This window comes from Treponema sp. UBA6852, assembly GCA_002449305.1.
GTDB lineage: Bacteria > Spirochaetota > Spirochaetia > Treponematales > Treponemataceae > Treponema_D.
This window is the reverse complement of sequence record DKDI01000032.1, coordinates 89,228-107,913: the sequence shown is the minus strand read 5'-3', so window position 1 is coordinate 107,913 and position 18,686 is coordinate 89,228. Positions and strand designations below refer to the sequence as shown.

At 37.3% G+C, this 18,686-nt stretch carries 14 protein-coding genes; 12 read left to right on the top strand and 2 right to left on the bottom strand.

Going from position 1 to position 18,686, the window contains the following annotated elements:
* Positions 1 to 195 precede the first annotated feature (195 nt).
* Positions 196 to 720 carry a hypothetical protein gene (locus B3209_RS06645; RefSeq protein ID WP_296664212.1) on the top strand — a complete coding sequence of 175 codons (525 nt, stop codon included), beginning with the start codon at positions 196 to 198 and terminating at the stop codon, positions 718 to 720.
* A 60-nt stretch (positions 721 to 780) separates the two neighbouring features.
* Positions 781 to 975, top strand: coding sequence for a hypothetical protein (locus tag B3209_RS06640; protein WP_295795998.1), 195 nt, complete (start codon positions 781 to 783; stop codon positions 973 to 975).
* 66 nt (positions 976 to 1,041) lie between these two features.
* Here B3209_RS06640 and argC read toward each other — a convergent pair whose 3' ends face one another.
* Positions 1,042 to 1,986: an N-acetyl-gamma-glutamyl-phosphate reductase gene (gene argC, locus B3209_RS06635; RefSeq protein ID WP_296664213.1), complete on the bottom strand. Its 945-nt coding sequence runs from the start codon at positions 1,984 to 1,986 to the stop codon at positions 1,042 to 1,044.
* A gap of 318 nt (positions 1,987 to 2,304) precedes the next feature.
* Here argC and B3209_RS06630 point away from each other — a divergent pair, with 318 nt between their 5' ends.
* Positions 2,305 to 2,715, top strand: a complete 411-nt coding sequence (locus B3209_RS06630) for a hypothetical protein (RefSeq protein WP_296664214.1) — start codon at positions 2,305 to 2,307, stop codon at positions 2,713 to 2,715.
* Here the strand turns inward: B3209_RS06630 and B3209_RS06625 are convergent.
* Positions 2,712 to 3,998: a vWA domain-containing protein gene (locus tag B3209_RS06625; RefSeq protein ID WP_296664215.1), complete on the bottom strand. Its 1,287-nt coding sequence runs from the start codon at positions 3,996 to 3,998 to the stop codon at positions 2,712 to 2,714. The two genes, B3209_RS06630 and B3209_RS06625, sit on opposite strands and share 4 nt — an antisense overlap.
* A 280-nt stretch (positions 3,999 to 4,278) precedes the next feature.
* On the opposite strand from B3209_RS06625, the gene B3209_RS06620 reads away from it, so the two are divergent.
* From B3209_RS06620 to B3209_RS06580, 9 genes are all read left to right on the top strand, one after another.
* Complete coding sequence (locus B3209_RS06620; protein WP_296664216.1) at positions 4,279 to 5,376, top strand: hypothetical protein; 1,098 nt, start codon at positions 4,279 to 4,281, stop codon at positions 5,374 to 5,376.
* A gap of 29 nt (positions 5,377 to 5,405) precedes the next feature.
* Complete coding sequence (locus B3209_RS06615; RefSeq protein WP_295795988.1) at positions 5,406 to 5,993, top strand: helix-turn-helix domain-containing protein; 588 nt, start codon at positions 5,406 to 5,408, stop codon at positions 5,991 to 5,993.
* A 107-nt stretch (positions 5,994 to 6,100) separates the two neighbouring features.
* Positions 6,101 to 10,675: a 2-hydroxyacyl-CoA dehydratase gene (locus B3209_RS06610; RefSeq protein WP_296664217.1), complete on the top strand. Its 4,575-nt coding sequence runs from the start codon at positions 6,101 to 6,103 to the stop codon at positions 10,673 to 10,675.
* 39 nt (positions 10,676 to 10,714) lie between these two features.
* The gene (locus B3209_RS06605; RefSeq protein ID WP_296664218.1) at positions 10,715 to 12,100 is read left to right on the top strand and encodes a hypothetical protein; all 1,386 of its coding nucleotides are present in this window, start codon (positions 10,715 to 10,717) and stop codon (positions 12,098 to 12,100) included.
* Positions 12,087 to 14,972 carry a tetratricopeptide repeat protein gene (locus tag B3209_RS06600; RefSeq protein ID WP_296664219.1) on the top strand — a complete coding sequence of 962 codons (2,886 nt, stop codon included), beginning with the start codon at positions 12,087 to 12,089 and terminating at the stop codon, positions 14,970 to 14,972. The genes B3209_RS06605 and B3209_RS06600 overlap by 14 nt, the downstream gene beginning before the upstream one ends.
* A 6-nt stretch (positions 14,973 to 14,978) precedes the next feature.
* Complete coding sequence (locus tag B3209_RS06595; RefSeq protein ID WP_296664220.1) at positions 14,979 to 16,628, top strand: hypothetical protein; 1,650 nt, start codon at positions 14,979 to 14,981, stop codon at positions 16,626 to 16,628.
* Positions 16,629 to 16,658: 30 nt separating this feature from the next.
* The gene (locus B3209_RS06590) at positions 16,659 to 17,273 is read left to right on the top strand and encodes a MotA/TolQ/ExbB proton channel family protein (RefSeq protein ID WP_296664221.1); all 615 of its coding nucleotides are present in this window, start codon (positions 16,659 to 16,661) and stop codon (positions 17,271 to 17,273) included.
* Position 17,274: 1 nt separating this feature from the next.
* Complete coding sequence (locus B3209_RS06585; protein ID WP_296664222.1) at positions 17,275 to 17,685, top strand: ExbD/TolR family protein; 411 nt, start codon at positions 17,275 to 17,277, stop codon at positions 17,683 to 17,685.
* The gene (locus tag B3209_RS06580; RefSeq protein ID WP_296664223.1) at positions 17,682 to 18,680 is read left to right on the top strand and encodes a hypothetical protein; all 999 of its coding nucleotides are present in this window, start codon (positions 17,682 to 17,684) and stop codon (positions 18,678 to 18,680) included. Before B3209_RS06585 ends, B3209_RS06580 begins: the two co-directional genes overlap by 4 nt.
* Positions 18,681 to 18,686: the final 6 nt, after the last annotated feature.

Here is an 18,686-nt window from a genome sequence, read left to right as displayed (position 1 = left end):
TCTATGAAAATTGAATTTTCGAACTTCTTGCCTTTGTTTTTCAAAAATGAAATAGCCACGCTTTGCCAAAAAGTTTATAATTTAATGTCATTACCGGGCTCGACCAGATAATCTATAATAAAGTTCTACAACAGATTCTCATGTCGTAACATGGAAATGACAATAAAATGTTTGTTTTTATAAAAAGGGTGTTTTATGAAAAAGCTTTTGTTTTTGATTTTAACTTTATTTGCCTGCGTTTTTTCTTTTGCGGATGATTCTGATTTTTCCCGGAGTTACGAAGAAAAAGTTTTAGTTCCTTTTGGAAGTTCCAGAAAAAAATTGCCAGAGCCCAAACAGCAAATTGTGCGTGAAAAAAGTTTTCCGTTTTTTTCTAAATATAACTTTTTAGATGGAGCAGAAATTTCAGAAGAGGAAGCCATGAAACTTATCGGCGGAATTTCAGAAAACAAGTCAGTTATAAAAAAAGAAAAATTCTGGTACTGGGCAACTGTTGTAAATGCGGCTGCTGCTGGCGGATTTTCCGTAGGATGCATTGACGCGGATAGCAAAAAAGAACTTGGCGCATTCGGAATTCCTGCCGCAGTTTTCTTTTTGGGAGCAATCGCAACAAACCACATTTCTGCCCATTACGAAAAAAAATCCCTGAAAAACTACAACGACTATGTTGAAGAATATAATAAAAGAATAACAAACCACGCTGAAAATATAACAGAATGAAATTTTATTGACAAAAAGGAATAACGTGTGTTATAAAATAATACATAGGAGTGTTTCTTTATGAACAGAAATGGATTTTTGTTTTCTTTGTCAGCTTTGCTAAATGTTTTGGATTGTGATTCTTCTTTTGATTCAGAATTGTTTGAAGAAAAATTGGACAGAACCGACTGCTTCTCAAACCAGAACTTGGAAGATTGTTTAGAAGATGCCTTGTGGGACAGGGATATTTCTTTTCAAAACGGATTTAGCGCGTAAAAATTTGAACTAAAATATTCCCTGTGCTGTTTTTTCCTTATTCTTTCAGCGCAGGGATTTCCTTTTTTAAAGACCGGTTGCTTCGTCAATTCCCATCATTATGTTCATGCACTGGACAGCCGCTCCGCTTGCTCCTTTTCCGAGATTGTCAAAACGGCTGGTTATTGTGATTCGTTCATCGTTTCCGCAGACAAAAATCTGCATATTGTTTGTTCCTGACAATGTGTTTGCCGCGATAAAATTGTCTTGCAAAATTCCTTCACCAAGAAAATCCGCAGTTTTTACAAAATGGCAGTCTTTGTAATGCTCCTTGAATGTTTCGCAGATTTCTTTCGCGCTGATTTTCTTTTCCAAAAGCCGTGAATAAAGTGAAATCGTAACGGTCATTCCTTGAAAATAATCGCAGACATAAGGATTGAAAATTGGCTTGTAGTTTAAGCCGCTTACTTTTTGCATTTCTGGCAAGTGCTTGTGTTCCTGAGTGAGGGCGTAAAGGCGCGGACTTTTCAGTTCTGGGTTTCGGTCTGGATCTTCGTATTGCGCGATTGCTTTTTTTCCGGCTCCTGAATATCCGGAAACCGCATGGCAAACAATAGGGTAGTCCGCAGAAATTATTCCGTGGGTTACAAGTGGAAAGCAAATTGAGGCGAATCCTGAAGCATAGCAGCCTGGCACTGCGACTCTGCTTGAGGTTTGGATTTTTTCCCGGTGCCGAGGAGAAAGTTCAGGGAATCCATAAGCCCAGTCAGGATTTACACGGTGCGCTGTGGAAGCGTCTATTAGTTTTGTCTTTGGATTTGTGCAAAGGCTTACGGCTTCTATGCTGGCGGCATCTGGAAGACACAAAAATGTAAAGTCGGATTCGTTAATGAATTTGGCGCGTTCTGCCGGATCTTTGCGCTTGTCTTCGTCAATAAGCAGGATTTCAATGTCCTTGCGGTTTTCAAAACGTTCGTAAATTTTTAGTCCGGTAGTTCCTTCTTTTCCGTCGATAAAGATTTTGTATGCCATAAGACGCCTCTTTTTGGTGTAACTTTATAAAGTCAGTTTTTTTTATAAGTAAAGAAATTAATAGCCCAAATGTCGAGTTTTATAATTTAATGTCATTATCGGGCTTGACCCTGCGATGTTTCTGAAAGAAACTCGGTTGATAATCTATTGAAAATTTCCAACAGATTCCTGACCGAGTTTACTGCGTAAACATCGCAGTGTCGTAGCACGGGAATGACACTTAAATTTCTGTTCTTATTAAAATTAAAACTCGAAATTAAGGCTAATAGAATAAAAACTTAGATTGTGCATCAAGTGCTGAAATGATATACTTTAGGAATGAAAGATTCAATATTTATGAAAAAAATTATTTTTAACTTTTTGGTTGCTTTTGCTTCTGTTTGTTTTTTTTCATGCGTATCAACAAAGGTTGAAGTTCCAGACAATGCTTCGAGCCTTGAAATAATTCAGCTTGCGCAGACTGCATTGGACAAGGGAAGCACAAAAAAATCTTTGCAGTATTATGAAATCCTTTTGCAGCGTTACGGAATGAACACCGCTGTTTATATAGAAGGTCGCTACGAAATTGCGCATATTTATGTAAAGCAGAAAAAATACAACAAGGCAGAGCCAATCATAAACGAAATTCTTGAAATTTATAATGCAAGCCAGCCTGGACAGTTTCCCGGCGCATACAGAAAACTTGCCCAAAAAGACTTTGAAAAAATTCAGAGCGGAAAGCACAATTAATCCGCAGGCTTTCCTTTTTCGTCAGGAACGATAATGCAGTCAAGCGTTATTTCTTTTTCATTTGCAAGCTGCATTACTTTTTCCTGTGTTAATTTTCTTGGTCCTCTTGGCTTTGGATGCGGTTCTGCGTCTCCAAGAAGAATGATTTTTCTTTGCGCGTCTTTTCTCCATTCATAGAAATTTATTGAAGCAAAAAGAGCTTCATGCACGGCTTCTGGAATGTCTCCGCCTTCGTTTCCGTGGATTATGACGGAATCTAGCTGCTTTTTGATTTTTTCAGGCTCTCTTGTAAAGTCAAAGAATTTTACAGGGAGACCTTTGTAATTGTAGGAATCATTGTAATCCCTATAAAGCAAAAGCGCAATCCTCAAGTCTTCAAATTCTTTTGTCTGCTCAATGAAAGATGGAATCCATTTTTGGCGCAGAACTTCCATATCGTCTTTCATGCTGCCGGTTGTGTCTATTGCAAGAACGATGTCCGCTTTTGTTTTTGGCGTGATTCTTTCTACGGAATCCAACAAGTCTTGAACAAGATTTTCTGGCTTGGAATAATATAAAAGTCCGCCGCCTTCATTTGCAAGCTGCGAAAATTTTTCCACAGCCAAAGGATTGTAGTCGTCTGTTAAAATCGGCTTTTCTTCTTTCTGCGGAATTACTTGCGGCTGTTCATTTACTTCTGGTTCTGGAATTTCTTCAAGAGCGGCTTCAGTTTTTTGTGGTGCTTTTTTCTTTGGAGCTTCGCCTATGTCGAACATGAACGGATTGTCCATGTATTTTCCTGTGTAGTCGCCATAAGGTTTTTCAAATGTGCGGATATTTATAAAAACGCCTTTTCCTATTTGAACTGAACCGTTGCGCGACCAAGGATAGCCAAAGTAAAGTGTATTTGGAATAAAAATATGGAAGGCTTGTCCAAGTTCAGAATGATTTTCTACAGTTGAAGAAATAAGGCTGTATTTGGAATATTCAGAATGAAGCTCTTTTCCGTCTAAATAGCGGATTTCGTTTCCGTTTGTTTCGTTCCATTCTGCGGCCCGGTAAGCGTAGTTTGGCTCTTTGCCGTTGGGGTCTTTTGTGGTTTCAACTAGCATTATACTATTTATTGCAGGCTTTTTTCTTATAAAAAGGTCAACACCTTCACGTTCGCCTGAGTCTGAAAATCTTTCCTTTACTGATATGTCGCTTGCTAGAATTTGCATTTGCGGTAGTTCTACAATCCGAGTCTGCTGTGCAAAGGCAATTCCTAGTGAAATTATGGTAAAAAACAAAATGCGCTTTTTCATGCTTTTATTATCGGAGCGAACTTCCTTGAGTTAAAGAGTAAAATTTATTTATATTATGGAAGAAAATGTTTTGAAAATTTATACGTTGAAAATTGAAAAATATGTGGTATAATAATAATCTCTAAAAATTTCAGTTTTTAAGAACGGTTTTGGTGCTTTAAAAATGCCGTAAATAGTTCTGATTTAGGGTTTATTAAAAAACCTAAAAACGACTGGGTCAAGGTCTTGACCGTAAGCGTACCTTGACCAGACGTATTTAAAAAATAAAGGCGAAGATATTTTGGACACAAATAAAATTAAAAATTCAGATTTTTCTCAAGTTGATATTTCTTATTTTTTTAACAATGATGAAAATTTAAAGAATGAAATTATTCAGACTGGAATTATTGTTTTTACAGATTATCAGCAGAAACTTATAAAAAAACTTCAGGATTCGCTTGAAAAAACTGCTCCAGACAGACTGGCGCGGCTTCAGGAAAGGCTTGATGACGTTACAAGTCTTGCGCAATCGATTGCACGATTTCCGTCTTTGCTTGAGCGGGCGAACACAACAACTTCAACAAGAACACCTATGGCTTTGGTCGAGAGCATTATTTCATATCAAGAGGAAGGCGATACCGTTCTTCATATGCCGTCAAAAGCTATTTTGGGAAAAGGATTTCTTGTGGCGAAAATCCACACTTTTTTTTCAATGTCAAAACTTGCAAAAAATTATGCTTTAATGGACGAAAAAGAAGTCAAGGAATATTATGACGAAACAGTTTCCATGATGTTTACTCTTATGGCGGAAGATGTCTACATGAACCTCATAAAGGACAAGTCTGTTTCTATTGATTTGCGCCGGGAACTTGCAAATTCACTTATAATTCTTTGGGAACACAGAAGCGACCAGACAATTTCAGATATTGCGCCTGTTTTGCAGTCTGTTTGGTCCGCCAGACGCCGGCTTGCTCCTGCTTTTGGCTCTATGATGGGAACAAGCGAGCTTATGATGGTTACGTTCCAAATGGACGATCAGTGGGGCGCATTTATAAAGGAAAAACTTAGCGAGCCTGACGTTGCCCAAGCAATGGAAGAATTTTTGTTTGGCGTTTCTTACGAGCAGATTTTGCGTTTAAAAGGAATTTTGCGCGATCAGGGAGTAAAGTCAATTGGGCGTGATGAAGTAAGTTCTTATCTTGGCGAGCGTGTAAAAACTGACATAAATCTTGATTACAGGGATTTTTATCTTTTGTATACAGTTCGCCGTGATAACGCAAGAGCAAGGCAAAGACTTCATATTGAAGGGCCGAAGAACACGCTTGAAGACCACTTTATCCGCTTTATAATGGAAAAAAATCAAGAAAAGCAGAAAAATGATACTTTTGCAAAAATTTAAATTTCGTTAATATGTTGCGGGTAAAAAAAATGAGCGAAGACGAAAATAAAAGACAATATCAGTTCGGTGAAAAATTAAGAGCCGTCCGTGAAAGAAAGCACTTGACGCTAAAAGCTGTGGCAGCGCACGCAAAAGTGAGCGAAAGCCTTGTTTCCCAGATTGAGCGGAATAAAGTTTCTCCTGCAATAGACACTTTGCTTGATATTGCCGATGCCCTGGATATAAGCCTTGAATTTCTTTTTGAAGAATACAGCCGCCGCCGTCCAGTTTCTGTGATTCACCGTGAAGACCGCCGCAAAATCAACGAGGAAGATGTTGTTTACGAAGAGCTTTCCGACCCATTTTCTGGCAATGGCGAAAATTCATTTGAAAGCTACACAATAAATATTCCAGTTGGAAGCCGCACTCACCGCGGAAGTTACGGCCATCTTGGAAAAGAAATGGGACTTGTTGTTCAAGGAAAAGGAATTCTTCACTACGGAAACAAAGAAATTGCTTTAAAAGAAGGCGACAGCATTACGTTCAATGCAGGTTCTCCTCACACTTTGGAAAACACAGGTTCAACTGAATTAAAAGCTATTTGGATGGTTACTCCTGCCCAGAAATTCAACGCCTGAAAAATTTAGCTATTTTTATTCTCTGTGTTTTTACGTTGAATTTTTAATTATTTTCCTATATACTATAATATGAATTCTTATTTTTAAATAAAAAAGGTGATTTTTGTATGGAAAATAATATCTTAGGTGAGATTTCTTCATTGACTCCTGCAGTCCGTCCAATCAGGATGGGAATCGATGTTGGTTCAACTACGGTAAAAGTTGTTGCGCTTGGAGAAAATGATGAGCTTTTGTACGGAGCTTATGAACGGCACCGGGCTGATATTAGAAATACAATTATTACTGTTGTAAATAAGGCCTTTGATTCGCTTGAAGAAGTTCTTCCGGCAAAGGAAAATCAGACTGTCAGTGTTAAGGTTACTGGTTCAGGCGGACTTTCTGTTTCGCAGTGGCTGAATATTCCGTTTATTCAGGAAGTTGTTGCTGCTACTACTGCTGTAAGAAAAATTATTCCGCAGACAGACGTTGTGATTGAGCTTGGCGGCGAAGATGCGAAAATAACTTATTTTAAAGGCGGAGTCGAACAGCGCATGAATGGAACTTGCGCTGGCGGAACTGGAGCTTTTATTGACCAGATGGCAGCTCTTTTGGAAACTGATGCTTCCGGACTGAACGAGCTTGCCCGCGGAGCTACTACAATTTATCCTATTGCGGCACGTTGCGGTGTTTTTGCAAAAACGGATGTTCAGCCTTTGATTAATGAAGGAGCGCGCCGTGAAGATATTGCGGCTTCTATTTTTCAGGCGGTTGTAAGCCAGACAATTTCAGGACTTGCCTGTGGAAAGCCAATTCGCGGAAATGTTGCTTTTTTAGGCGGACCGCTTCACTTTTTAGATCAGCTTAGAGAACGTTTTGTAATTACATTGAAGCTTGGTGAAGAGCAGACGATTGTTCCAGAAAACAGCCAGCTTTTTGTTGCTTCGGGCGCGGCGTATTCTGCTGAACGGGAAATAAAATGCGTAAATCCTTCCAATAAAAACGGAACATTTCCTACTATAAAGCAGTTCCGGGAAAGCCTCAAAAATCTTGTAGGCGCGGAAATGCAGGAAGTTCAACGTCTTGAGCCATTGTTTACAACTCAAGAAGAACTGGACGAATTCAATAAACGCCATTCTCAGGAAAAAGCCAGCACTGGAGACTTGGAATCAACTGAAGGTCCGGTTTTCCTTGGACTTGATGCCGGCTCTACAACAACAAAAGCGGTTCTAATTGATACAAAAGGACGCATTTTGTGGCGTTTCTATGATGTGAATGCTGGAAATCCTGTTGACTTGGCTGTAAAAGTTCTAAAAAGCCTTTATAAAATTCTTCCGGAAAAATGCTACATTGCGCGTTCTGTTTCTACTGGTTATGGCGAAGCTTTGTTTCAGGCTGCCCTTGGAGTTGACGCTGGCGAAGTTGAAACTATAACTCATTACCGTGCGGCAGATTTCTTTGTTCCTGGCGTTGAATTCCTTTTGGACATCGGTGGACAGGACATGAAGTGCCTTAGAATGAAAGACGGCGCGATTGTTTCCATTCAGCTTAATGAAGCTTGTTCTGCAGGCTGCGGTTCGTTTCTTGACAATTTTGCGCGGACAATGGGAATGAGTGTCCAGGAATTTTCAAAGATTGCGCTTATGGCAAAAAAGCCGGTTGACCTTGGAACTCGCTGCACAGTTTTTATGAACAGCCGTGTAAAGCAGGCTCAAAAGGAAGGAGCTGAAGTTGCAGATATTTCAGCTGGACTTTCTTATTCGGTAATAAAAAACGCGCTCTTTAAAGTAATAAAACTTCGCAAGGCAAGCGACATCGGTAAAAAGGTTGTTGTTCAAGGCGGAACTTTTTTTAATGATGCTGTTCTTCGCGCATTTGAAAAAATTGCTGGTGTAAACGTTTATCGTCCTGATGTTGCGGGGCTTATGGGAGCTTACGGTTCTGCGCTGATTGCTATGGACCAGTGGGAAGATCTGCGCCGTCCAAAGCCAGACGATCCTGATCAGACTCCAAAATTTGTAAAAAGCGGCATTGCAACTTTGAATCAGCTTGAGTCATTTAAAGTGGACCTTGAGCTTCGACGCTGCGGAAAATGCTCTAACAATTGTCTTCTTACAATAAATACATTTTCTACTTCTGGAACTGAAGGCGAAGAAAAACGCGCTGTAAGAAAATTTGTTACAGGAAACAGATGCGAACGTGGAGCTGAGCTTGAAGAAAAAACTTCAGTTGTAGACGCTAGCAACAAGCCTTCTGAAGATGAAACTGAAAAAAATCTTCCGAACCTTTTTGAATGGAAATACAAGCGGCTTTTTGGACATTATATTCCGCTTAAGCCAGACGAAGCTGTTATGGGCGACGTTGGAATTCCTCGTGTTTTGAATATGTATGAAAATTATCCGCTGTGGTTTACTTTCTTTACAAAGCTTGGATTCCGTGTGCGCCTTTCTCCTCGTTCTAGCCGAGCAGTTTACGAAAAAGGTCTTGAAACAATTCCGTCAGAAAGTGTTTGCTACCCTGGAAAAATTTCCCACGGTCATGTGGAAAGTCTTCTTCAGCAGGGAATAAAATTTATTTTTTATCCGTGTGTTCCTTACGAAACAAAAGAAGATCCGGGTGCTGGAAATCATTACAACTGCCCGATTGTTACAAGCTATCCTGAAGTTTTGCGCAATAATGTTGAGCAGCTTCGTCAGGATGATTCTGTTCTGTTTATGAATCCGTTCCTGCCGGTTTATGATAAGCAGCGTTTAAAGGAACGTCTTTTTGAAGAGTTTTCTCCTAAGTTTAAAAAGCTCACCCGGCAGAAAATAAATGAAGCTGTGGATGCGGCTTGGGCAGAGCAGGAAAAATTCAGAAAAGATGTTCAGGAAAAAGGTGAGGAAGCTCTTGAAGAAACAATCCGCCGCGGCGCAAATGGAATTGTTCTTGCAGGACGTCCTTATCATCTTGACCCGGAAATAAACCACGGAATTCCAGAAATGATAAACGGCTTGGGCATGGCTGTATTCACGGAAGATTCGGTTGCGCATCTTGGTTCTATTGAGCGTCCGTTAAGAATTATTGACCAGTGGACTTACCATAACAGGCTTTACCGCGCCGGAGCTTTTGTAAGCGGAATGGCAAACTTGGAACTTGTTCAGCTTACGTCTTTTGGCTGCGGACTTGATGCCGTTACTTCTGATCAAGTTGACGAAATTATGAAGTCAAAAAGCAGAATGTATACGCTCATAAAAATTGACGAAGGCTCGAATCTTGGCGCGGTGAGAATTAGAATCCGCTCTTTGATTGCCGCTGTAAAAGCTCGCGAAAGAAACAGAACAAAGCTTTCTATAAAACCAGCTTCATATAAACGTCAGGTTTTCACCAAGGAAATGAAAAAGAAGCATACGATTATCGGACCGCAGATGAGCCCGATTCACTTTAAGCTTCTTCAAAAAGCGATGGAATATTCCGGATACAATTTTGTTGTCCTTGACGCTGTAGATCCAATGGCTGTTGAAACTGGACTAAAATATGTAAACAATGACGCTTGCTATCCTTCAATTCTTGTTGCGGGCCAGATGATTGCTGCTCTTCAAAGCGGAAAATTCGACTTGAATAACACGAGCCTGATTATTACGCAGACTGGAGGCGGCTGCCGTGCTACAAACTACATTGGATTTATTCGCCGTGCCTTAAATGATGCTGGGTTCAGCCAGATTCCAGTTATTTCTATGAGCACTCAGGGATTTGAAAAAAACCCGGGCTGGACTTATACTCCGGGAATGCTTATAAGGCTTGTCCGCTCCATTATGCTTGGAGACTTGCTTATGCGCGTTTTGTATAGAACCCGCCCTTACGAAGCTGTTTCTGGAAGCGCAAATGCTCTTTATGAAAAGTGGAATGCAAGATGCGAAATTGCATTGAAGTCGCTTTCCGTGTTTAAATATAGAAAACTTATCCGCGGAATCATAAAGGACTTTGACAATCTGCCTCTGCTTCCTGTAAAAAAGCCGCGTGTTGGTGTTGTTGGTGAAATTCTTGTTAAGTTTCATCCGACTGCGAATAACGACATTGTAAATGTAATTGAAAGTGAAGGCGCGGAATGCGTTATGCCGGATTTGGCGGACTTCTTGTTTTATACTTTCAGCACTGGAATTTTCCGGCATAGACAGCTTGCGTTTGATAAGAAAACTGAAAAAAATGCGCGTCTTATGGTATGGGTTGTTGAGCTTTTCCGTGGATACATAAAAAAGCAGCTTAGAAAAAGCCATCGTTTTGATCCGCCGAATTTAATTTATGACATGATGAAAGGCGTTGACGATATTGTTCAGCTTGGAAATATAACTGGAGAAGGTTGGTTTCTTACTGCGGAAATGGTTGAGCTGATTCATTCTGGATGTCCTAGCATTGCTTGTGTTCAGCCTTTTGCTTGTCTTCCGAACCACGTTACAGGAAAAGGAATGATAAAAGAATTGCGCCGCCGTTATCCTGAATCAAATATTTCTGCGATTGACTATGATCCAGGCTCAAGCGAAGTTAACCAGCTGAACCGTTTGAAGCTTCTTTTGAGCAACGCACCTGTTGGCAAGCATCCGGATGAAGAGGCAGACGGAATGATTCATCAGCCGGATAAAAAAGTTGTCAAGCCGGAAATTCAAATGGCGGAAGGCGCTTTTATAGATCCAGAGCCTGTTGAAATGAAAGATGTGCCTGTAATCTAAAGGCTTTTGCATTGTTTATAAAATTGACAGGAGCTTATTTTGAAAAGAAAACTTTTAGCTTTCTCTTTTGCCTTTTTGTTTTTTGGACTTGCGTTTGCTGAATACAACAGTTTTGCAATTCCAGATTCTGCGGAAATTCGGCGGACTATAGTTGACTCTTGGATTTCCGCGCCAGTTTCCGAAGTTAGAAATTACAAAGAAGACTTGAGAAAAAATAGAATCGGCGAGACTTTTCAAATCCGAATGGAAGAAAACGAAACTGAATTTTCAGTGATTGTTGCTCCACGTTCAGAGCTCGATGTTGACTTGATAAATGGGGACAACCATAGAATTGTCCGTGCGGCTGTTTATCCAAAAGGAGCGGCAGGAAGTTGGATTCTCTTTAGGGAAAAAAAGAGCGGAAAACCTTTGCGTGTTGAATGGCATTTTAATCCTGATTCAGATGTGTTTCTTGTGTTCCGTCCGCAGGCTCAAAAAACTTTGGTTGACATGAGCGTATTTGGCTCTTTTGCTGCGAGGTCAGTTCCGCTTGGAGTTCCATTTGAGCGCATTTATACAGCGGGATTTCAGGATGTAAAAAACTGGACTCAAAAAACTCTTCCGTGGGAAAAAGTTTCTGTTGAAAACGGCCTTTACCGTGATTCACTTATGATGGCGGGAATTATAAAATCGAATTTGGATTCAATTGTTTTTACCGAAGATGCTTGCTACGATTCTAAGGGAAAACTGAAATCTGTTATTACTGGCAAAGATTACATTCTAAAAGATGAAAGTGGATTTGAAATTCCGATTGATGAAAAAAAACTTTATTTGTCGGGCGCAGGATTTTTAAAATGGATTATCGATGGAATTGTTGAGCCGACGACTGGACTTGGAACTTCAATTTCTGATTTGACAGAACCGACTGCTGAATTTGATCCTGTTGGAAAAATCGGAGTAATGTCGCAGGAATGGAATTTGTATTTTACTTTGGACTGGTGCAGAAATCTTGCGGCAAAAGCATATTCCGTGCGCTCAAGAAAAAATGTTGACTTTAAATCAGCCGGACTTGATGTGAACAAAAATTATTTTGCATCAGAAGTTATTGACGGAAAAATTTCAAATTCTTCTGGCTACATAAAAAACACAGGATATTCAGTTGAAAAAATAAAATCTGTGTTTTATGTGCTTGCGGTAACAGAACCTTCTTGGTTTTATCTTGCTGCAATTCGACAAGGCTCTTATTTAAAGCCTGATGAACTTGTGTTTAATAATTGCGCGGTTTTCTTTCCTTATTTTGATAACAATGGAAAATTCGGCTGCTTTGTTTTTGAGCAAGGAAAAGAAATTTCATTGGAAAAATTTGTTGAAAAATATAAAGACGCATACATTCATCTTGAGCGAGTAAAGTCGTTAGAGGCTTTTTTCCCTTATGAAAAAAAATAAAGTTTTAAAAAATTTATTTCTATGTTTTTTTGTTGCAGCTGGAGGAGCTTGTTTTTCCTTTTCAAAAGATTCTGTTTTGTTCAAGAAAATAGATTCGGCTTATTCTGGTGCGGATTATCCGGCTGTCATTGAATATTCTTCGCGTCTGCAAAAAGAATTTTCTTCTTCTCCTTTTTTGGAAAAAACCTTGCTTTATAAAGGTGAAAGTTTTTTTTATCTTGGACGTTTTGAAGATTCGATTCAAACTTTGAATGAGTTGTCTTCAACAAAAAAAAATGAAACGAAAATTTTTGCAAATTACTGGAAAGGTCGTTCAGAATTTTCGTTGGAAGATTTTAGCGCGGCGTTGAATTCTTTTTATAATGCTTCTTCAATTTCTTCTGATTTCAATAAAAAAAGTAAAGAAATAAATTTTATTTATAAAAATTCGATTTATTATGCAGGACTTTGCAGCTATTCTTTGCGGCAATATGAAAAATGCATTCCGGTTTTTGAATCGATAATTTCTAGCAACGAATATGAAAATGATATTTTTTGCAGTTCACTGGAAATTCTTTTTAACTGCTACACAAATGAAAATGAATATTCAAAGCTTGTAAAAAAATATGAAGAACTTTCGCCGCAAAATATTTCTTGCTACTGGAATATTTCTTTTGCCGCAGGAAATGCTTTTGAAAAACTTGGACGAAAAAAAGATGCTTTTGCTTGTTATGAAAAAATTGCTTTAAATGCGGAAGTTCCTTTGTCTGTCCAGGCATTGCAAAAAGCGTGTGATGTTTCTGCGGAAGATTTTCCGTTGCTGCTTGAAAAAGCAAAATCCGCATTAGCAAATGAAAATTCACTTTTATCAGAACTTTGGATTCGGCTCGGAATTGACTGTTTTGAAAAAAGTGATTTTGAGTCTGCGCAAAAATATTTTTCAAATGCTGAAGAATCTGATTCAGAAAAAAAATATTCGTCGCTGATTGGACTTTATAAAGCCGAACTCGCTTCTGAAAATAAAATTGCAATTCTTGATTATTATTCAGCGGAAAATTTTGATAAAAAGTATTATGCGGAATATGAGCTTGCTTATGCACAGCAGTACGCGGCTTTGGGGAATTTTGAAAATTCTCTTGTTCATGCAAAAAACGCTTATGAAAAAAGTTCGACAGAAAAAAAACAGCTTAAGCAAAAATCTTTCTATTATTACTGTCTTGGACTTTATTCAACAGGGAAATCAAAACAAGCAATTTCTATTATAGAAAAATCTAAAGAAAATTCTGAGGAAGACAGCAAATATTTTTTTGAGCAGAAAATTTTATATGCAAGATGTCTTGCTGAAAATGGAAGACTTGAAGCTGCTGAAAAAATTTATAAAAACTTTTTTGAAAAATCGCAGCTGAACAATGAACAAAAATACGATTACGCAAAAATACTTTTTTCACTTGGAAATATGAGCGAGTGTAAAAATGTTGCGGATTCTTCTTCTGTTTCTGATGCAGTTTACATTTCTGCTTTGGCTTCGTTTAATATGCAAGCCTGGAAAAATTCTTCAGCTGGATTTTTTAAGTTTATTGCAGAAAATTCAAAGTCTTCTAAAATTTCATTTGCGGAATTTTATTACGGATATTCCTTGTATAAAATGGGAGAGTCTTCTGAAGCATTTAATGCTCTTAAAAATTTTTCTGAAAAATATCCAAAAAGTTCTTTGTGCTATTCATCTTGCATTGTGTCTGCGAATTCTGCGCTGAATAATTTTGATTTTGAAAACGCACTTTTTCAGGCAAGTAAAGCTTTGAATTTTTTTTCATCGCAGGAAGAAAAAGAAAATGCAGTTTTGCTTTGCGCTTCAATTTATTCTGATTCAGAAAAATATCAGGATGCTGTAAAATTTCTTGAGCCTTATGCAAAAGGTGCTTCTGAATTTTCCATTCGCTGTCGTTATCAAATTGCAGTTTTGAATTCACGTCTTGGAAAAATTTCTGAAGCTGATAAATTTTTTTTAGAAATACAAAATAAATTTTACAACTCTCCGTTTGCAGATGAAAGTTCTTTTAGACGTGCGGATTTGTATTACAACTCAAAGAACTATGAAACAGCAGCAATGCATTTTTCTGAATATCAGAGAAAATTTCCTAAAGGAAAATTTATCGATGCTTCGTATTATTATTCTGCGGATTCGTATAGAAAATTGACTCAAATTGAAAAATCAGTTTTGCAATATAAAATTCTTGTGGAAAATTTTCCTAAGAGCACTTTTGCTTATAATGCAAGAAAAAATCTTTCAGAAATTTTTGAAGAGCAGGAAAAATATGAAGATGCGCTTGAACAGCAAAAAGTTATTCTTGTAATTACTGATTCCGAAGAGCAAAGAAAAACGGCAGAACAAAAAATCAGCTTTTTGAAGAATTTGATTTCTGGAGAAAATTCAGAGCTTGCATTGCTTGAAAAACGTTATGCTGAAAATTTAAAAAATGCAACACTTGAAGGCAGAATAGCAGGAACTGAACTTGCAGAATTTTTAATGCAAAATGAACAGCCGAAAAAAGATGTTTTTGAACTTGCGGATTCACTTTTTAAAATTCAATCATCTGAAAAAAATCAGGCTGCAGAAAATTCTTACGCTGCAAGAACTGCATTTATTTGCGCAAGATATTTGAGGTTTCAAAATAAAAATAAAGAAGCTGCGCAAAGATTTTTGGTCTGCGCCGAGTTTGCTAGAAAGTCTGGAAATGATGAACTTGCGCAAAGAGCAATTTATGGAGCGGCTGAGTCGTTCGATGCTGCAAAGCTTTATGCTGATTCTGAAAAGTCCGCAAAAACTTTACTAGAACTTTATCCGAAAAGCAGTTACAAATCCGCTGCCCAGAAGTTTATAAAAAATAATTAGGAGCAAATGAAATTTAAAATGAAAGATTTGAAAAATACGCTTTATTTTTTTTGTGTTGCTTTATTTTCTGCGCCTTTATTTTCTCAAACTGAAAATGTAACTTTGCCAGACATAACTACGACAATTTCTGGTGAAGTTGTTACAGCCGGAAAAGATGCTGCCCCTGATTTTTCAAAAGTTATTCCAGTTGATAAAAAAGACGATTCTGTGCTTCCTGTTTTTACAGAAGAAAATGTCAGTTTTGATGAAGAGCCTGTTGCTGATTTTTCTTTTGGGGAAGCAAAGACAATTTTTGCACAAGGACTTGTTGGTGGCGGATTCCCTGGAGATTTTATCGGAGATTTTTCTGTTTACAAATCTATTGGTGAAAATCCTTTTAAAATTGAGTTTTCACATTTAAGCAAAAACGGATACGGAAAACATAAGGCTGGCGATGGATTTTTTGATAGCAATACAAGGCTTTTTGCGGAAAAAACTATTACTGTAAAAAATACAGACTTTATAATCGGCGGCGAGTATAAAAAAAATGAAACAGGTCTTCAGTCTGCAAGTCTATTTTTTTATGATTTGAATTCCCAAGAAGCATTTGGAAATTTTTCTGTAAAAAAAAGTTTTTTACATGGATTTGAATTTGAGTCTAAAAGTGGAGGATCTTGGTATAACCGATATGCTGGAATTGCTGACAGTGAAAATGATTTTCTAAGCCAAGAAAAAAATATTGATGTTGTATATTTAAATCAAAATTTAAATTTTTCATGGAGCGTAAAAAAATTATTTTTTGCTTTGAATGGGCGAGTTGATTATGGTACTCTTGCTGGAAAATTTGACTCTGTTGAAATTGAAAATATTTTTAGAGCGGAAGCTTCTGCATCTGCTGGCTGGAAAAATGATTTTCTTGATATTTTTGCATCTGGAGGAATTGCTGGCGGAACAGAAATGGGAACAAAAAAATCAATTCCATTTTTTAATGCGGGAATTTCTTTTGCAGGAAAAGATTCTCCTTTGAAAAATAATTTTTCTTTTGGAGTTCGTGGAGGTCTTGATACATATTTTAATTCACTTTCAGAACTTGAGAATAAATATAAATTTTCGCAGCTTGTTTTTTTGCCAACAGAAACTTCTGACTGGTTTGTGAATGCAAAAGTTTCTGTTCCTGTTTCAAAGTTTGCTTCGATTTATTCTTCTGCGGAATTTAGAAAAACTGCCTTTGAAAACGGAACTTGGGAAGCGATTTATGATTCTAAAACAGATTCTGGAATTTTTGAAATAGCTCCATCAGACAGAACTCTTTTTTCTACTGATTCAGGATTTTCTTATTTGTGGAATGTTTTCACTTTGAGCGCAGGGTGGAAGTCGAATTGGACTCATGTTCCGTCTGATGAATTTAAAAATTATGTTTCAACTTCTATTTCATTTGACTCAAAAGAAAAATCTTGGGGTTTTTCAATTTCTGTGCAGGAAGATATTGGTTCGGATTCTGACAAATGTCCTTTGCTTGGCGGTGAAGTTTATTACAATTTAAAAGAATCGATAAAACTTTCATTTGAACTTTCTGATGCCATAAAATTGTTTGCAAGAAAAGACAGGGACTTTATGAAAACAGATTATCTTGTTCGAGCTGGCTGCGCATCTTTGTTTGCAAAATTTTATTTTTAAAAAAATTTGATTTTTTATAGGAGATAAAAAATGTTTGAGATTTTAAAGAGCGGCGGAATTGTTATGGTTCCGATTATTGCTTGCGGGTTGGCCGCTGTGTTTATCATTGTTGAGCGATTTTATTATTTTTTTTCAATAAAAAGGCGTGATGAAAAACTTAGTAGAGATATTGAAAATTGTATTTTGAAAAATGATTTTCAAACTGCGGAATCGGTTTGTACCCTTGCAGACACTCCTTGCGCAAAAGTTGTAAAGAATGCTATTGAACATAGAAAATTTGCGGAGCGTGATTTAAAGGAATTCATTCAGTCAAAAATGGATCTTGCTGTTCCAGAATTTGAACACAATCTTTCTGCGTTAAGTACAATTTCAAATGTTTCTACTTTACTTGGATTGTTGGGAACTGTTACTGGAAACATCAAGGCTTTTGGTGTTCTTGGAAATGGCGGCACAATGGGAGATCCCGCTTTACTTGCTGGTGCGATTGCAGAAGCTTTAGTTACAACGGTTGCTGGTCTTGTTGTTGCAATTCCTGCAATTGTCTTCACTAGCTATTTTAATTCTCAAGTTAACCATAGTATTGCACAAATGGAGCAGACCGTTACTTCTGTTTTGTTCCGTCTTACAAAAAAAGGCGAGGCTTAAAATGAAAGTTTCCACAAGAAAAAAAACAAAGCCGGTGGTTGATTTGTCTGCGATGCTGGATGTTATTTTTCAGCTCATTTTGTTTTTTCTGGTTTCCACAACATTCAATTTGCTTCCCGCTATAAATGTTAATTTGCCAAAAAGTTCTACTTCGTCTGGAGCGGAATCAAGCGGCATAACAATTTCCATAGAAGAAAATGGAACTCTTTGGTTTAACGACGAAAATGTTTCTGAAAAAGAATTGTCAACTTTGCTTTCAAAATTTGACACAAAAGAAATTGAACGAAAAAATTTTCCTGTTTTAATTTCGGCAGATGAAAATGTAAAAAACGGAAAAATTGTTGCGCTTTTTGATATAATCAGAATGAGCGGATTTGCTTCTGTTAGTTTGAGGACGAGCGGAAAAAAATGACAAGTCTTGAACGGCGTGGAAATGCAATTGCCTTGGCATTTACTGCATTTTTCTTTGCGGCTTTTTTAATTTTTTCTCTTGCTGTAAAATTTAAACCTCAAGAAAAATTTCAAGCCTTGACGATAAACCTTGCGTCTTTTCCTGTTGAAAAAAGATCTTTGCCGGAAAATACTTTGCAGAAAAAAAACGTTCCTTCAAAAAATCAAAGTTCTAAAGAAATTGAAAAACTAAAATCCATTGAAACAAAGAAAATTTCCGAAGAAAAATCAATTTTTCAAAAAAATAAAATCGAAAAAAAAGAATCAGCTTTTTCTGAAAAACAAAAAACTTTTGAAGAACCTAAAATTAAAAAAAGTGTTGAGCAGCTTATAGCGGAAAATAATTTTTCTACAAAAAAAACTGCTGAATGGAATGAAAATTTTTTTGATGATTCACAGACTGTGCAAAGCAAAAATGTTTCCGAAGTGCAAAATAAAGTATTGTCAAAAAGTTCAGTTGAAGGGACTGCTGCAAAAACTTTAGCTGAAAAAAAATCCGGAGTTTCATCTTCTTCTGAATCAACTGGAAATAAAAACTCAGAGGCTTCAGAAGAAACAAAAAATTCTTTGGCGAATATCAAAAATACTTTTTCTTCTTCTGTTTCTGGAAATATAAAAAGCAAAACGTCAGTTGCTTCTCAAAGTGCAGGCGGAAAACTTTCTATAAAAATGTCGGACGGAAAATCAAGAGAACTTTTGTATCCGAAAAATCCTGTGATATTTATTTCAGAAGAAAATGCAAAACTTGTCGATGAAACAAAAAAAGTTATTGTTCGTTTTAAAGTTCTTGCGGACGGAACTGTTCCAGTAACAGGAATTTCCATAGTGCCGTCATCGCTTTTGCCTCCGCAGATTCAGACTGAAATAAAAGAGCAAATTCAACTTTGGAGATTTTCAGAGGAATCTTCTGGACTGGACGGAACGGCTTCTTTTGATTATACGCTTGAGATTAGATAATTATTT

What these genes read in the sequence shown, in the direction of transcription:
- B3209_RS06645 (WP_296664212.1), top strand. Translation starts at nt 196, where the DNA reads ATGAAAAAGCTTTTGTTTTTGATTTTAACTTTATTTGCCTGCGTTTTT.
- B3209_RS06640 (WP_295795998.1), top strand. Translation starts at nt 781, where the DNA reads ATGAACAGAAATGGATTTTTGTTTTCTTTGTCAGCTTTGCTAAATGTT.
- argC (WP_296664213.1), bottom strand. Translation starts at nt 1,986, where the DNA reads ATGGCATACAAAATCTTTATCGACGGAAAAGAAGGAACTACCGGACTA.
- B3209_RS06630 (WP_296664214.1), top strand. Translation starts at nt 2,305, where the DNA reads ATGAAAGATTCAATATTTATGAAAAAAATTATTTTTAACTTTTTGGTT.
- B3209_RS06625 (WP_296664215.1), bottom strand. Translation starts at nt 3,998, where the DNA reads ATGAAAAAGCGCATTTTGTTTTTTACCATAATTTCACTAGGAATTGCC.
- B3209_RS06615 (WP_295795988.1), top strand. Translation starts at nt 5,406, where the DNA reads ATGAGCGAAGACGAAAATAAAAGACAATATCAGTTCGGTGAAAAATTA.
- B3209_RS06610 (WP_296664217.1), top strand. Translation starts at nt 6,101, where the DNA reads ATGGAAAATAATATCTTAGGTGAGATTTCTTCATTGACTCCTGCAGTC.
- B3209_RS06600 (WP_296664219.1), top strand. Translation starts at nt 12,087, where the DNA reads ATGAAAAAAAATAAAGTTTTAAAAAATTTATTTCTATGTTTTTTTGTT.
- B3209_RS06595 (WP_296664220.1), top strand. Translation starts at nt 14,979, where the DNA reads ATGAAATTTAAAATGAAAGATTTGAAAAATACGCTTTATTTTTTTTGT.
- B3209_RS06590 (WP_296664221.1), top strand. Translation starts at nt 16,659, where the DNA reads ATGTTTGAGATTTTAAAGAGCGGCGGAATTGTTATGGTTCCGATTATT.
- B3209_RS06585 (WP_296664222.1), top strand. Translation starts at nt 17,275, where the DNA reads ATGAAAGTTTCCACAAGAAAAAAAACAAAGCCGGTGGTTGATTTGTCT.
- B3209_RS06580 (WP_296664223.1), top strand. Translation starts at nt 17,682, where the DNA reads ATGACAAGTCTTGAACGGCGTGGAAATGCAATTGCCTTGGCATTTACT.